General features: G+C 61.5%; 4 protein-coding genes. All 4 read right to left on the bottom strand.

What is annotated here, in order from left to right; genetic code table 11:
- Positions 1-182: 182 nt before the first annotated feature.
- Positions 183-2,357 (bottom strand): UvrD-helicase domain-containing protein, encoded by a 2,175-nt coding sequence (locus G359_RS03245; RefSeq protein ID WP_045834968.1) that lies wholly within the window; start codon positions 2,355-2,357, stop codon positions 183-185.
- Positions 2,354-8,755 carry a DEAD/DEAH box helicase gene (locus G359_RS03250; protein ID WP_045834969.1) on the bottom strand — a complete coding sequence of 2,134 codons (6,402 nt, stop codon included), beginning with the start codon at positions 8,753-8,755 and terminating at the stop codon, positions 2,354-2,356. Before G359_RS03250 ends, G359_RS03245 begins: the two co-directional genes overlap by 4 nt.
- A gap of 1 nt (position 8,756) precedes the next feature.
- Entirely contained in the window at positions 8,757-13,064 is a 4,308-nt protein-coding gene (locus G359_RS03255) for an N-6 DNA methylase (protein ID WP_210165510.1), read from the bottom strand.
- Between the two features lie 655 nt (positions 13,065-13,719).
- Positions 13,720-16,449: a DEAD/DEAH box helicase gene (locus G359_RS03260; RefSeq protein ID WP_156150650.1), complete on the bottom strand. Its 2,730-nt coding sequence runs from the start codon at positions 16,447-16,449 to the stop codon at positions 13,720-13,722.
- Positions 16,450-16,548 lie beyond the last annotated feature (99 nt).

The following is a 16,548-nucleotide window of genomic DNA, read 5'->3' on the forward strand; positions in this document are numbered from 1 at the left end:
GCGAGCGTCCCGCCCCCAGATGAATTAATGGGACCGATGTAGGTTAATCGCGATAATGAAGGTTATCGGAGGTAAAAAGTTGAAGAATGACGGCCTATAGCGAACATCAAACACAGGGTCGTACGCTATCAGCGGCAAGCTAAAAGTCTGCTGAAAGCGGTCGATACCAGTCGGGGCATGCTTCATTTGATGTGTACATTAGGGATCAGAAGTGTGGGGGCGCCGGACCAAGACACCCGCAGTGTTTTTTTCGCGCGCGTGGCAGCGACGTGCAGGAGCGATCGATACTGATCGACTATGTCCGTCCGGTCTGCTTGATCCACCGCCGCGTTTAGCGCGCCGACAGGTGGAAACGCAGATTCCGACAGCAACGGGATGGCCACGGAAAAGAACTCAAGCCCCTTGGCCCGGTGCATAGTGGTCACTCGAACTCCGGGGGCGGAACGATCATCTGTGCTTCCGGCCTGCAGCTCAATGGTCTCAATCCCCGCCGATGAGAGCGCTCGTCGCACCCGCGCTACATCAGCCCGCCGACCACACAAGACTCCTAAGTCCGCGAGTCCGATCTGGTCCGCAAGCTGAACTCGTGTCCAATCGACCAATCCCTTCAACTCCTCCGTCTCAGACCGGTACGAAACGAGCTCAGGCGGCGCACCGCGCAGGACGCTGACGTAACCACGTAACGAGTCGGTTCCTTGATCGAGGTCATCGACGCAGACTCCCTCAAGGATAGACACGGCCCAGGTGCGGATCTCCTGGGTAGTTCGATAGTTGAGCCGAAGCTGCCGCGAGCGGCCGCGCACGTTGATCCCGCAGACGGACATGCTTGCGCGGCGCGCGTAGATTCGCTGATGCGCGTCTCCTACCACGAAAATAGAATTTCGGTCTCCAGACGAGGTCTCCGGCACGATCGCGCGGACCAGTCGAAACGCCTGTTCCCCCATGTCCTGTGCTTCGTCTACGATGACGGCCGCGTAGGGGAGGTTCGGCGCCTGCGCCAACAGGATCTCTATCGCTTCCCGATAGGCGTCATCCGGCTCTGCCAGCCCCTCGCTGATCATTCGCGCACGGTAATCCGAAAACACTTCCCAGAGTGCGGCCCGTTTGCGTCGGTCAAGCGGTGTGCCACGTCCCGCACGCGACGCCTTCAAATAGGAGCGTTGCTCGGTCAAGCCAGTTGCTTGGACGATCTGCGCCCATTCAGCCTTCACGAACGCTTCGGAAAGTCCATCAGGCAGCACATGATCGAGAAACACATCACGCCAGATCTCCTCAAGTCGGTCGCGGGCTTCCCCGAAATACGCAACCTTCCGCTCGAAGTTTTTACGCTTTAGGAACTGAGAGACCCAGCGGTCAAGGTTGATCACCTCGATGCGGGGCGGCTGCGCATCGAGATGCTCCGGACAGAGGGTCCGAAGATTCGCTTCGATGTCCTGCGCGAGACTGGTTGTAAAGGTGGTAAACAGGACTCGTTGACCCGCGCGCGTAGGGTCCGACATGATCTGATCGGCTAGATACTTCGCGCGGTGCATCGCGACTACAGTCTTTCCGGTTCCGGCGCCCCCACGAGCCATCGCTGGGCCGTTGTAATCACGGTAGGCAATCTTGCGTTGCTCCGGGTGCAGGAAGATCCGCCAACCCTCGAGCCCCTCCTCGAACACGCGCCGAAGCTCTGCTTCCGACTCCGGAATGAAAATCGTCTGACGGCTTTCCTCCGTTTCGATCAGCGCGCCAAAATTCAGCTCGGTCTTTGGAGACTCCGCCTCTGACTCGGCACCGATGCCCGTCAGCGCATGGACCTCCTCGTCGTTGTAACCAGCGACGAGGGCGTAGAGGATTTGGTAGGTGAGCGGGTCAAACCGCTCCTCGGCCGCCTCGAACGCTTCAAGGGTGGTGAGCAGGCGCACTGCCGGAAGCTCCTCCTCCGGAACCCCAAGAGCACCAAGCCTCTTATCGGACAATTTGGCGAAGAGGCGGGGCTCGGACGGGGCCGGGGCACGCTCTGTTCCCGCGTCGACCTCCTCGATCACCCGGATTCGGTTGGTGTCCGGGTCGAGCTTGACTCTCCGTCCCATAGCCCACCGATATGCCTTGTCATGTTCGTTGACGTGGACAAACATAATGTCCCGGCCCACTTCAAAGGCGATCGCGCGGTAACCCTGATCCACGCGGAGGGATTTGATCGCGTTGTCCTTCGCCCCCTGGACCGTCTCCAGGTTCAGCCCGTTTCCGGACGGGTCAGTCATGTAGCGAGTCATCATATCCATGAACCGGACGACGACCTTGTCCGGCAGTTTCCTCAGACTCTTCATGCAGCCGATGTCGTAGGAGACCCGTTTTGTGATCGCGACCGTCATGGGTATGCTCCCGCAAGCGCCTGAAGAATTTTGGTGACGGTCTCACCGACCGGATCCGTCTTCGGATCGAATATGACCAGGGTCCAACCAGTGCCACCGTGTCCTTCCTCCGAGACGGCGATGCTGGCCCTTGACCAGCCAAATTCTATCATCCCGACAACCCGCCCTCCTGCGAGGAGGTCGTCTCCGAACCGGTCAGGTGCAGGGGTTTCTGCCGAGGTCAGCGCGTCGATGAGCGGGGAAAATGCTTCGTCGCACAACGCCCGCGCTTCGGCCCAGGCTCGGGCCTCTGCCCCCCCATCCAACGCGTCGGACGGGGCAGTCATGTCAGGTGGAGATAGGACATCGAGCCCCTCGATCTCGACGTGGAATCCGCGCAGCTCCTGAAACAAGTTCACGAGTCTCCATAACCCTCGCCAAGCATCGGTATAGGTCGCCTTGGCGGCCGGTATCTTACCCGGCTCCGGGAGCGCGGCCCGAAGCAGAATCCGAAGGTCTGCATCTGTCTCCCGCCACTCTGTCGGGGAAATCTGCTTGCAGGCCAAATAGAGATCGAGCACTCCGACCCCAACATGCTCGGTGAGCCCGGAAGTCAAGAGGAACCCACGCCCCTCTCCAGAAAGGGCGGCTGCCCTTGGCAGCTGGTCCAATGGCTTTCCCGTCGCGACCAGGCCCCGGATCAGAACGGACCGGGCTGAAGCAGAAACAGTCTCTATCTCTCCATCCAGAAGCCGCCGAAGCGCGCACAGGGCGGTGTCGTTCTGAATAGCCCTCACCGAATCGGCGAGCGGGGAGAAAGCCGTATGGGCCAAAACGCGGCCGAGGCGTCCGATCTTATCGGTGCCGAGGACTGCTTCTGCGAGCGGGTTTTGTGGTGGAGCGGCGTTGGCGTCGAGATCTTTCCAGGCAAGCGTCCACACTCGGACTTCCCCAGACCGGATCATAGTCAGGCGATCGAGCAGGTCCTTCGCGACGGTCGCGGCATGATACTCGACTCCGTCCATCTCAATCACGATCGGTCGGGCCCCGACGCGACCGATCGGGGTGAGCAGAAAGTCTATCCGCTTCTTCGGGAAGTCACGATATCGCACGTCAATCTGCACCTGCGGCTCGATGGTCCAGAGACGAGGCGCGCCCGGGCGTCCTGCCCTCAGCACGAAGCCTCGACGCCCTCCGGAAAGTACCTGTGGGGTCAACGCTCCCTCTCCGTAGATCTCCGAGAGAGCTCGAAGGAGCTGCTTCTCAAGCGCGCTCTCGACGAGTGCACCGCGGATGGAGTCGTCGATCCCCGTCTCCGTTCGGGAGAGGCTGTCCCATTTCTGCAGGATCGACTCCAACAGGTCGCGCGCCCGATCCCGATCGGGTTCTCCGGGCCCGAACTGCGCCCGGTAAGGTTTAACGCAGCGATAGCACCCATTCCGATCCGGCTGCTGATTGCAGGGACAGTCCCGAAGCGCCTCCACCGCTCTCAAAACGACCGCTCGCATCGTCTCCGGATGCTCGCCGATCTGGCGCAGATATCCGGATCCGCCGGGCACGGAGTCGTATAGATAGAGGCTGCGGACTGTCGTCATCCCATCGAGTTGCGCCTCGAAGACGGTCGAGCGGATATGGTCCACCTTGCCTGCGAAATGCCGGCGCATGCCCAAGTTAATCGCGGCGACAAAGCTTTTTAGATCGTCATCATCGGCCTCACCGAAGACGGGAATCACGATCCGGATCGCCTCCGTCGAGAACCTCCGCATCAGGAAGACCTCCGTCTCCCATGCGTCGCGTGCGAGATCCTGCTCCCGGGAGGCGCGGCAGTTCGGCGGATGCGTGCCCCGGTCTCCGTCCTCACGAGGCGGCTTTTGTAGCGTGCCGCAGTGCCGACAGATCCGGAACGGTTGCGCCGGACGACGTTCCCCGGCGATCTTCGGCCCTGTCGAGGCCGAGGTTTTCGGGCCAAAATTGAAGTCACGAAAGGAGCACCTTGGGATGAACTCGAACCCGAAGGGGGCTCCCGTCTCGCGACTCGTGAACCAGGACGCAGTGATGTCGCCTGGCTCATGGAACGGCATCAGGGCCCGATCGAAACGGCGCTGATCACGCTGATCAAGATCCCGGATGACCGCTTTATCTTCGCTGTCGACCGAGATCACGGACCTGAGCTGCACCACCTCATGGTGCGATCCGGAATCCGACCACATCTCGTCTCCGCATCGAGGGCAGGCTCGGCTCTCCGCCCCCTCTATTCGCCCCGCGACATGGGAGCAGGAGGGGCAGAAGGTCCATGCGGCCAAGTCTTCCTTGCCAATCTCGATCCGTTCTATCTCCACCTGACGTCCATTGGCGTAGAAGAACTGGCCCGGCGCAAACTCGGACAGGGCAGAACTCGCGGGGCGGGAATACTCGAGATAAAGGAGCCCATCCTCGTCGCGAGCGTGGTCGTTCCGCCGAGACAGGATCGAGGTGAGTTTCACCCCCTCCTCCGGGAAAGCGTAGTTCGGTAAGATCCCCTTGTCGGTCAGGAATTTTATGACCGGGACGTCATCGATCCCGCTCCGGATGAGCCGGTTGATCGCGGTCCGATCCCGCGAGATCTCCGCCTCACGCTTTTCGTACTCTTCCTCGGTCAGTTCCGCCCGTCGCCGCCGTAACCGTTCCAATTCGCGTGTGGCCTCCTCGCGCTTCTGCAGCAAGCGCGCCCGCTCCTCGGCCGCCTCGTCGAAGGTGGCCCCGATCCGCCATCCGATCGATAGGGTATCCGTCCCCGTAAGATAGGTCCGGATCCGTTCCGCGAGATCCGCACGCTCCCGGACCTCTTGGGGAAGCCCGGACAGGAAGGTGCTCGCGAGTTCCGTCCCACGTTTCCCAACCAGCTCCAGCCACTCGACTGGAAACCCCTGCATCACCCCGTCCGCACGGCGTTTTAGGACCTCGCGCACCTTCCCATAATCCCCAGCCTCAGCGGTTGCGGCAACGTAAGCATCAAGGGTGAAGGCGGTTACCTGGCGGAGGAGCACCTCCTCTGCGGCAAGGAACACCCCGGGCGGGCGCACCTGGCCGGAGAGCATCGGGGTCGGGTCCTCCCAGAACTCAAGGTCATGAGGCCGCGCATTGGCGAGGACCATATTCAGAGCGTTTCCGTCTCGGCGGCCGCTCCGGCCCATCCGTTGGACGTAATTCGCCTCCTCCGGCGGGACCGAGCTGAGCAGCAGGGTTGAGAGATCGCCGATATCAATTCCCATCTCGAGGGTCGGGGTAGCCGAGATCAGGTTGGGTGCCCAGCGGGCCTCCTCCTTGATGAACCCGGTCTCCACCCGAAGCCGGTCGCCTGCTTCGAGGATTCCCGTATGCTCACGGGCGACCACCCGGTGGTTCCGGTCGGAGAGGAGGGAGCGTCGCAGGGCCGGTCTCGGCGGCAGGACTGAGGACTCAAGCCGTCCCTCACAGCCGATCCGCGTACAGGGAGAACCAATCGCATGGTCCGCGTTCTCCGCGAGCACCGTCTCACGCCGGCCGCATTGATCGCAAACGAGGCCCAGCGTTGCGGTCGAGACGGTAACCTGCGTCGGCTCTAGAAGCCAGGCGTGGCGGTCCTGCCCGTCAGGCCCGTTCACTCTCGTAACAAACGCATCCGCCTCCAGCCGGCTCAGAACCATCGGGTAGACGCTGTCGGGATCGGTCCCGAGCCGGAGATCAACGGGCCCAAGCGTACGGAATAGCCAGTCGCGATACCAGTTGGAGATCTGGCTCCGAGTGATCCGCTCGAACCCGACCGGGCTGTTCTGGAGCGTGATTGGGATGGGAGCGAGCGCGTTGCGGGGATTGGGGCTAGGCAGTGTCCCAGTCTTGCCGAGACCGAGTTGTGCCGCAGCAGCGAACCAGTTCAAGCCTCGGCCCCCCTTGCTCGTCGCTACCGCGCTCGCGATATACGGGTGCGCAACTGACCCCTGTCGCCGCATCCTCTGCATCACCCCAGATAGAAACCGAGCCAGAGTGAAAGGGTCAATCTCGGGTAAGCGGGGAAACTGATTTCGAAGCTGTTGGGCGAGCTTTTCGGCTGAGGCGCGAGTTTGCGACGAGGGGATGTCCGCGACCGCAATTCCGTTCACCTCGAGTGTGTGACTGAAATGCGCCCGATAGCTTAGGTCGACGAAATACTCCCAGCCGAGCCGGATCCGCATCTGCTCGAGAAAGACGGGGTCGGAGATAGAGACGCCGTCGCGGATCAGGTTCTGGTAGCGACCGCGCCAGGTCTGCTCCTTCGAGATGAAGAGCGCAGTGAAATCGTCTGGCCCCAACGCATCGAGGTGGCGGGCTGGAACATCCTCGATCACCTCCCGCAACGACAGCCCGTTGGTCTCGGCGCTCGTCAGGGCGGCAAATAGCGACTTCTGGTAAACGGCGAGCGCGTTCCGAGTCTCGGCGATAGCCGCACGATGGGCCGCGTCCTGAATCGAGTCTGAGAACATCAAGAACCGCGGTTTGGCGGCGATGCGCTCCTCGTTCTGTTCGGAAGTGTAGAGTGTTCCGATCACCCCAGTTGTGAGGCGCGCAGCGCGCATCCCGAACAGCAGGAGTCCTCTCGCCTGTCCGCATGCAGGGCAGGTACGGTCGATCCGACCTTGGGCGTCAGAGGGATTGTACATCCAGACGGGCGAGTCAGGGCCCGGCTCGAGCCCATCATGCTCTGAGGGGTGAAACTCCATCGATTCCGAATTGAGGAGCCCCTTCACGATCTGGCCCGCGCCCTCGCTCGCGTTCACCTTCCGGTCGATGGAGTCATGATAGAGCAGCCGGATCCGGTCGCCGCCGTTCTCATCGAAGAATTCTTCATGGAGCTGATCGAGCGGAGCCCAGAGGGATCTCGATCCGCCGTTCAGGCGACCTATGTGGGCGGTGGCGCCGCACCGATTGCAGTTCACCACCGGTAACACACCCCGGAGCGCGTGACGGTCGAGGTCGAGCGCGTGGAGCAAATGGATCACGGAGCGCCTGCCGCCCGCCTCGATGCGCGGCAAGCTCGTGACCATTCGGGACATCTCTCGGACCCAGAGCTGCAGGCGAACGTTGAAGAGCGGGCGCGGATTCTCCGGGGAGCCGGAACGGGCCCAGGCGACAAGAGCAACCACCAGCTCCGCAAGAGCGCGATGATCCGCGGGCGCCCAGTCCCGAAGGACCTTTACTTGGGAAAGTCCGGTGGCAATTGCGTCGAGGGAGGCGGGAGCGGACTGCTCGGCGATGAGCCTGAGCGTCCTCTGGCAGAGGTGATGCTGGAGAAGCCGATCCCCGAGCGCGATCCGCCAAGTCTGGTCAGCTGGATCGCCCTCACGCAAAAAGGTCAGGTCGGGGTCGGCAGTGTCCGGAAAGAGACAAGCGGCCAGCCGGAGCGCAGCGCCGGGCTGATCGAGGTCCTCCGCGTCTTTTAGAGCGGCGCGGATCGCCGCCGGGGCAGGCCGGTCGAGGTATTCTGGGTCCCTGAATACCTCGTTCGGGGTCTTCCGGGTTTCGCGAACGACCGCGCCAGTGTCAAACGGCTCCCCGAAAATTGTCTCCGCGTATCGCCGCAGCTCCGTCGCTGCGTCATCTCCCGATCCGAGCGTAGCCGAGGAGCCGACGCAGATAAGATGTCGCTCAGGCGTCCCGAGCCTGTACTTCAGCCGCCGCAAGAGAAGCGCCAAGTCCGCCCCTTGCGCCCCATCAAACGTGTGCAACTCATCGACCACGAGGAATTGCAGGGTCTTCGGGTCGTTCTTCTCCCAAAGCGGTCGGTCTCGACCGCGCAGGAGGAGATAGTCGAGCATTTTGTAGTTCGTGAGCAGGATGTCCGGCGGATTGCGCCGCATTGTCTCGCGATGAGTGATGATGCTGTCCGCCGTCACCTCGTGGGTCGCGTTCTGCGGCTCGGCATCCGCATAGATTCCTGCGCGGACTCCATACAGAGATGGGATGGAGGTCAGAGCAGAAGCAATCCGGCGTGCTTGGTCCGTGGCCAGCGCGTTCATCGGGTAGATCAGGATTGCCTTGATACCTGATTTGCCCTTGTTCCGGCGGCAATGCTCGAGGATCGGCCAGAGGTAGGATTCCGTCTTGCCCGATCCGGTCCCCGTCGCCACGAGGGTCGAGCGCATTGCCGTGCCGCTCAGTCGCGCGAACGCGTCCATCTGGTGCTGATAGGGGGCGAAGCGGAGCGGGATTTCGGGGAACGGCTGGATCCAGGTGCCGTCCGCCGCCCCATCGATCTGCCGGAACGGCATGTCGACCGACACCCAGGGACCCTTTATGAAGTTCGCAGGGTCAGCAAGGAACCGATCCACTACACCGTCGAAGGCACGGCTCGAAGTATTGAGCGTCGTGCGGACGAGTTCACGTAGGCCCTCCTGAACATGGCGGGCAAGAAGGATGGGGTTCATCTCAGGCGGCCTCTTTTGACTTCAGTCGCTCGAAATGCGCCCAGGCGCGCTTGTAGTCCTCGATCCGGTCGCAGCGCGTGAAGGGTCCGACAAAGTGGCGGGTCACCGTGCGCGGTCCGCCGGGCAACGTGTCGTCTGTGGCGCTACAGGTCAGCTCCGAGGGGCTCTCGGCGAGGATCTTCTCCCACGCTGCGCGACCGGGACTTTTGCTGCGCTCGTCCAGCCAGCCGATGCCGGGCAGGCCCTTGGAACATGTCCAGACGATCCGGCCCTTCTGATCGTACCAGGTGCCCGCCTCGTATTCCTGAAGAACAGGGAAATAGATGCGGTAGATCTCGATCAATTGGTCGAGGGTCAGGCCGAGTGCCTGCGCAACCAGCACATCGATCTCCACGAGTGCCAAGCGGCGAGAGAACTCGCTGCGTAAGGCGGCAGTACGGTTCCACTTTGCAGGGCCTGCGAGCGGGCCTTCGAGGCGGAGGCGAGGATCGGGCGACGACCATGGCAATACATGGAGGGTTGGCGCAAGACGGTTCCAAAGTTCAGAATAGGCCGACGTAAGGCATGCGAGGCGCAACGCACGGTGATGGGCAGTTGGACCAACATCAACCCACGGCAATCGAGCCATGTGCGAGTCTCGAATGTCCGAAGTGCCCGACGCCTTGACCAAGAAGTCATAGGGCACAGAGCAGGCAATTGCAGAAAGCGTAATAAGGTCATGGTCGCGCTCAGTCGCGACGCTCTCAATCCCATCGACATGGGCCACACCCCGAGGGATCAACGCGGGAATGAGACTCCTCTCGCTGTTTAGGTTGATCATCCTTCGAAATGCCACACGGAAGAACTCCGCATGAGTCTTCGTCGAATCCCAGCGGCAGCGGGTCACGCGGCGAAGGTATTCGGCCATGTCCAGCGCCGGACAATAATTCGTGCGGGGTAGATAGACATCGGGCAGCATACTAAGATCAATAACGTCGTAATCCGCTTTTGTGCGGTGCGTTGAGCGCGCCGTCTTGTACAGCGGATTGCCAACATGGATCATCGGCCCTTGTAAGATCGTCTGGTCGGCATCACGAAAGGCAGTTTCCCGTCGGATCGTGCCGTCCTTTTGCGATCCTGTCTCATGCCAGTGCGCTGACATCTGCCAGAGCGGAATCTCTACCGTCCTTGCTCCAGCCGCTGTGCTGATCGTTCGCTCGATCCGCGGGATTGAGGCGTCTAACTTCGAGAACCGCGCCAGCTGGCGGAACACGTCCAGCGTCCGGACCGAGTAGGGCTGAATGAAGCGGGATTCCTCTACCGGCACGCTTTCGCTCTCTGACAGCGCATGGATGACGGCTAGCGCTGCGCGGTCGATCCGCATCACGCGGTCACGATGACCGCGGGTATCCCATTTCCCATCAGGTCCTTTGATATCGGGGATCGGGCCTGCGCCGTCATGTGAATAGGAATCTTCAACCTGCTGTGCCAAGAAGCCTGTCGTAAACTGTTCGAAAGAAGCATCAGCATCGAACCCGCGATAAATGTTCTGGCTGAACCGCATGTAGTGAGCAGCATCGGCAAAGTTCTTCAACTTGATCGTGTTGATGTAGCCGAAATGCTTCACGATCCGCGCGTACCAGTGCCGCCGCAACGTCACGGATTTCGGGTCGCCGAGATGCCCGTCCTGATGGATCAGCGCCGCATAGCCCTGCGGCGCAACGAGCCGGAAAGACAGATCTATGAAGCAACGATACAGGTTGTTCGAACCACCGCCGGCAAAGGGGTTCATTACCTCAGATGAGGTGACTTCCATCGCACCACGGATGGAGACGAAATCCTGCAGGAACGCCTCTTGCGCGGAAACCAGCTTGCCCTCTCGCCTAATGGCGGTCGCCTTCGGCAGAGCCTCGGGCAAGATCCTCTTCGCGTCCGAAGCAGATAGTCCCGCATAGCGCGGGTCAATATCCGCCAACACCAATCCCTCGTTCCAGGATGGTTTCGCCCAAGGCGGATTCCCGACGATTATGTCAAATCCACCGCGCACATTCATCACGTCGGCAAAGATCAGGTCGAAATGCACGAAGCGCTCGCGCTCGGCCACCTCGATGGCGACCCCCAGCCAGTCGAAGGTCTCGATCAGCGCTTCGACATTAGTCTCGCGGAAGAGACTGTCATGGTCCTTGGCCTGCCGTTTGGCGGAAGCCTTGAACAGGTCGCTAGCCGGCGCGTCAGGCTCGAGCTGGCCGAAGAAGTCGGGGGCCGCTTCGGTGAACTCCGCTACACTCGGGGCTGCGAGGGCTCCGTCGGCTGTGAACCCGCCTTCTAGGATCATCGCCATTCCCTGCAGAAACTCCGCTCGGCTGGGCAGAAGCTCCGCCTTATCGAGCGGCCAGAGCCATAGCGCACACCATGCATCCATCGCCGTCTTCAGTCGCTTGTAGGGCAGCGTGTTCGTGGCGTGGTCTGCGCCGGTGAGGCGGTCATTCCGTAGCGCCTTTTCGCGGAAATCCATTCGTTTGTTGCCCGTCATAACCTTGTCGGGCCAGATTTTGATCTCGTCGTTGGTTTCGGAACGGGAGCGCGCGAGATCTTCGGCAACTTGGTCGAACAAGGCCTCGGCAATTCGGCTCAGCTTCTGGACCAGCTTGATCTCATGCGGTTCCAACTTTTTGAGGAAACCATCCTTGCGCCACGACTTGATGTGGTCCTGCGCGCTCTTGGCGAAGGGCGCAATCGACTTATCCTTGTCGAAGTTCGCCATATCCTTTGCGGGCAGAAGCCACTGCCAGACGTGCCCATCGATAAGGCGCTTCCGCCAACCGATCTCCTCGGGCTTGGCGTTGAACCAGAGATCCTCCTGTTTCTTCGCTGTTAGGAGCTCCGGCGAGTACGAGGCGCGCCGGGCGCCGATCAGCGAGTTACCGGCGTGGAATTGGTCGCCGAACCAGGGCGAGAAGTCGCTCGCATGTAGACTGTTGAGCCACAGAGAGATCGCGCCGAGTTCTACTGCGATCGGGTTTAAATCCACCCCGAAACAATTGCGGTCAGCGATGTAGGCCCGGACCTTCTGCTTCTCGATGACGACTTGATCTTGCGGGATAGTGCGTCCCGTCTCCTTCTGCTTGCGCTCGAGATAGAGGTCCGCAAGTTGGTTGGTCGTCTCAACGAGAAAGGCCGCCGATCCCATGGCGGGCTCGAGGATCTTGAGATCGAGAAGTTCTTCGGCCGACAGATCTTTGCAACGCTCGATCAGCGCGTGCTTTACGAGCAAACGCGCGAGTGGTTCTGGGGTGTAGTAGGAGGCGGACTTTTCTCGATCTCGGCCGGCAAGCCGGTAGATGAAACTGCCTTTTGGATAAATCCGCGCCTCCGGGCCGTTAAATACGATCTCATCGGGGACGAAATCATTGATCCGGCTACGCGGGACAAACCAACTTGCCGCAAGTAAGTCCACCTTATCGCGGCGGAACGCCTCGTCCTGCTGATCTTCGTCACCCGCCTTATCGACCTCGTCCCCCTCGTCGGCGCTCTCGCGCTCCTCGCCGGTTTCGTCATCGGCGTCACGCTCAAGGGACTGGCTCTTACGCGGCTTCAGCTCGATCAGATCCGTCTTCGCGACAACACCGGTAAAGGAAATCAGGGTTTCATAGACCGCTCCCAACTGGCCGATTCCGAGCTTGGCGTAAGAGATGCGACCGGTGCTCTTGCCGGTGGAGCGAAGTGACAGCAGGCGGATCACCTTCTGGACCGCCTCGTTCCGAAGTCTTAGCGCGTTGAGGAGAGGTGTGCTCTGCGGGTCAAGCAGGGACACCTTGACTGATGGAAAGCGCAGACCGGTCCCCTTCTCCTCATCAATGAGGTCCAGTCCGGTGTTGAGGAGTTCGAAAGTCCGTTGGAGGCTCTCCCAGAGGAACGTGCCCTCGCGATCCGCCGTCGTCCGCAGCGGAACAGATTCGAGTTCGCGCAGCGCCTCCAGCGAATATCCGGTCGCGTAAATAGGGTTCTTGAGATCAAGAATATTTAGGCGCGGGTTTGCCTCCGCGTAGAACAGAAACAGGAGCCGGTACATGTAGCGCAGGCATTCCCGCGACAGCTCCGGCCCGTCGATCCAGACGCCACGACGCCCGGGTTCCGGGAAAGTCGATGGATATTTTCCGCCCGTGACGTCGAGTACCTCCTGGCCCAGGATCTCGATCGCGTCGCGCACCGTCTGCTTTAAAGAAGTGGTGACTGCATTGGCGTTCCGCTGCGCCTCTTCCTCGAGCCGGTCCGAGATCGGCACGCCTTGCTCAGGAACGCGGGCTTCACGTGAGATCAGGCAGGCCACGACAGTCAGTGTGTCGTGGTCGGACCGAGTGAAGATCTCCTGAAGGTCGAACCGGAGCACCGACCGAGCAGGCCACTTTCGCTTGTCGATCAGGACGAGTTGGGAAAGACCCAGAACCAGTACGTGGCGCGGCCCGTCAGGGAGCTCGAACACCGCGTCGGCGAGTAAATCCTCGATCGTCCGATCGATGAGCGCCGCCTCTCGCGACTCCACCGGAAACTGGTCCGTCGTGAAACATGCGCCGAGCGGGTCGGCAGCCTCATCACCAACGTCCGCAATCGGCGCCTCGATGATCCAAAGCGCATCCCGGCCGGAAGTGTCGGCAATCTGAGCGACGAGGGGGATGACTGGGTGACCGTTCAGCGCTGTCAGCGCGGTTTCCCGCTTCCAGACGTAGCCGAGCGCGGAGAGGAGCCCGCGATGCGTCTCCCGGATCAGCTCCTCTCTGCGTACCCGATCGGACTCGTTTCTGATTTGCCGCAGCGCCTCCACGGTCGGCGCCGCTGTACGAACGAGCCGCTCCACCGGATGTGTATTCCGGTCAAGCCCGGCCCAACGAGACGTGATGTCCTGCAGTTCGTACTTTAGGACGTCCGATAAAGTCCCGGATGGGAAAAATTCGGCTTCGTTCTCGATCCCGATCAAGTCCATCCGCTCAACCCACAAACACTGCCTTGACGTCGACATGCGGGTTCGGGTCCGCCATCATGCGGCGGGTCCGCTCGAACCATTCTGTCCAGTCCCTGAAGAGGCGCTCGATTTGTTGCTCCTTCGCCTGCCTTACGGCTAGGCGTCTCTTCTCGGCCGCGCTGATTGCCCCATCCTCCTCCGGTGGCGCGTCAAGATTCAGGGAAAGCTGAGCCTTGAACCGAGTTTCAAGAGCTGTCAGCCGGTCCAGAACCGCATCCAGATCACGTTCGATCTCTGCCTCACGTGCGCGTCTAAGATCGACGAGATGCGTCTGGAACCTGTCGACCACCTGCGGCACCACTGCGCGTATCGCCTCAAGATCGTCCAGCGCGCGACTGGGGGTATCCTCGGAGAGGCGTGTCCGACTCAGGAAGTTCCGGACCTCCTCGATCCGGAGTGCTCCATCCGGCGCGCTGACCACCACGGCCCACCGATCAACGACTGGTGCTCCATTCGCGTTTGGGATTGCCCCGTGGAGGATCACGGCGATCTCGCCTGGGGCGAGGTGCCCGCTAAGCGGTGCTACCGGAGCCGCATGCTCCGGGAAGAACGTGCTGGCGCGGTCCGCGAACCACTCCAAGATCGGGTGACCATCCCAGAAGTACTGGACCGTCGGCCAGGATCGGTCCTGCATCTTCGCCGCTTCTATCGCCCGATTGATCAGCTGTGCGTCATCAGTGAGTTCGATCCGATCGCCCGGACCGACAGCCTCCTCAGGCATATATCGGCCGTCGACCGCGCCCTCGCTCGCGTACCCGAAACCGTCCCGTGCCCTCATATCGTCCGGTAGCGTTATGCGAATCAGACGTTCCTGGGGCGAGACGGACGGCGCAATGGGGAAGACACGCTCATCCGGACGGGACAGTCGCGCGAACATGGCCGTCGCATAGCTGAACGTGTCAGGAAAGAGGCGAGGCGGCGCCGTTTCTTCGATGCCGTGATCCGCCGGGACGGTCGTTGTCGGGGCCGCATAGTCCCCGAACAGGGCGGCGAATTCTTCATCGAGGCTTCGGCGCGAGGTTGCCTCGGCGGCACGCGCATCCATCTGCGCCTCGAACGCTTCAGGGCCAATCCCATTGGCAACGGCCTCGGCGACAATTACCTCCTCCTGGTCTGCATCGCCGGCGCCGAGAAAGACCGCCGGGTCACCGACCCCCTTTTGGGCGGCGATGTCTTTGACCACCAGCTTCTCGAGAACCCACATCTGGCGAATCTTCGGGTGAGAGCTCTCCGCGACGAAATAGGTGATCTGCGGGGCGCGGTCCTGGCCATACCGGTCGATCCGACCATTACGTTGCTGAAATCGGAGCAGCGACCAGGGAAGGTCGAAATGGATGAGCCTGTGGCACTGGAAGTGCAGGTTCAGTCCCTCGGATGCCATATCGGAGGCAATGAGGATTCGTATAGGCGAGCGCTCTTGACCGAACGCCTCGATCACCTGTTGCGTGCGCACGTCCGCCTCGACACTGCCGCCGTCGACGCGCGCAACCTGATCTTCAGTCAGGCCTAGATCCTCCCTCAGCCGTTGGGAGAGCCAAGCGACGGTGGCAATCCGTTCGGAGAAGATCACGAGCCGATCGCGAGAGTCCCGGCCGGTCCATCGCAGGTCACGAAGCAACGTGAGGAGGTCCTGGTACTTGTTGAACGAGCTTGTATCAATCGCAGCGACTTCGTCCGCTAGGGCCCGAAGCCGATCCCGATCCGACGGGGTGCCACGAGCAGTTCCGTTCTCGATATCCCTGATCCTCCGCTCCAGGGTTTCGAGACAGGCGGCCGGGCTCGAGAAGATCGCCTTAGCGAGCGTGGTCCGGAACAGGTCGATCGCGCGGCCCCGCGGCGTCTCTGCGTCAAGGTCCAGATGCAGGGCCGCGACGGACTGATAGGCAATCTCCTCCTCCCGGCTGAGCGGGAAGGCGCGTCGGAACAGCTCCCGTTCCGGCACGACTTGGCCCAGATCGGCCACCACCTCGGGGGAGGACCTGAAGCGGCGCACCACGAGGTCCTCGATGTCACTCCGATGAAGGCGCGACGGGTCCGGTACGCGGGTCGGGTCGAGCATCTCGATCAGGCTCGAGAAGCTCTCCTGTGACCCGTCATGTGGGGTGGCGGTCAGTAGTAGGAGCGAGTCGGTTCGGCGGGACAGGAGCCGGGCGAGATTGGCCCGTTGGGAATTGGTCCCGGTCGTGCTCTTTCGAATCGCGGCGTTATGCGCCTCGTCAATGATGATCAGATCCCAATACGAGTTCCCGATCGCGTCACGGACCTGCGCGTCCCGCTTCAGCGTGTCGATTGAGACAATGGATCGGTCAAACTGGTCGAACACGTTATAGTGGGCCGGGATCCGGTTCCTCATGCGCCGGATCGCGGCGCTGTCGAGCCGCGCTAGTGGGATCGAGAACCGAGTCCAGAACTCCTTTTGAAACTGGGTCAGCATGGACCGGGTGGTGACCACAAGGATCCGGTCAGCTCGGCCGCGCAGGGCGAGCTCCGAGGTGATGAGGCCCGCTTCAAGCGTCTTTCCCAGTCCCACATCGTCCGCAATCAGAAGACGGACACGGTCCTGTGCCAGAGCCTTCTCGACTGGCAGGTGCTGAAAGGCGAGATCGACGATTGCTGCCCGGCCAAGCGCCAGGGGGCGACGGCTGGTCGTCGGAGTGTGCCGAAACGCCGCCTCAAGATGAAGTTTCGTATCCATGAGGCCCGGAGACCTGTCCGGAACGAGGTCGATCGCAGCGGGGTCAAGAACACGCGCATCCTTCTCGAGGTCCCAAATGAATCGAGCCTCCTTATCCCG

The sequence above is a fragment of the Hyphomicrobium sp. 99 genome, assembly GCF_000384335.2.
In the GTDB taxonomy this organism is placed as follows: domain Bacteria; phylum Pseudomonadota; class Alphaproteobacteria; order Rhizobiales; family Hyphomicrobiaceae; genus Hyphomicrobium_B.

What these genes read in the sequence shown, in the direction of transcription:
- G359_RS03245 (WP_045834968.1), bottom strand. Translation starts at nt 2,357, where the DNA reads ATGACGGTCGCGATCACAAAACGGGTCTCCTACGACATCGGCTGCATG.
- G359_RS03250 (WP_045834969.1), bottom strand. Translation starts at nt 8,755, where the DNA reads ATGAACCCCATCCTTCTTGCCCGCCATGTTCAGGAGGGCCTACGTGAA.
- G359_RS03260 (WP_156150650.1), bottom strand. Translation starts at nt 16,449, where the DNA reads ATGGATACGAAACTTCATCTTGAGGCGGCGTTTCGGCACACTCCGACG.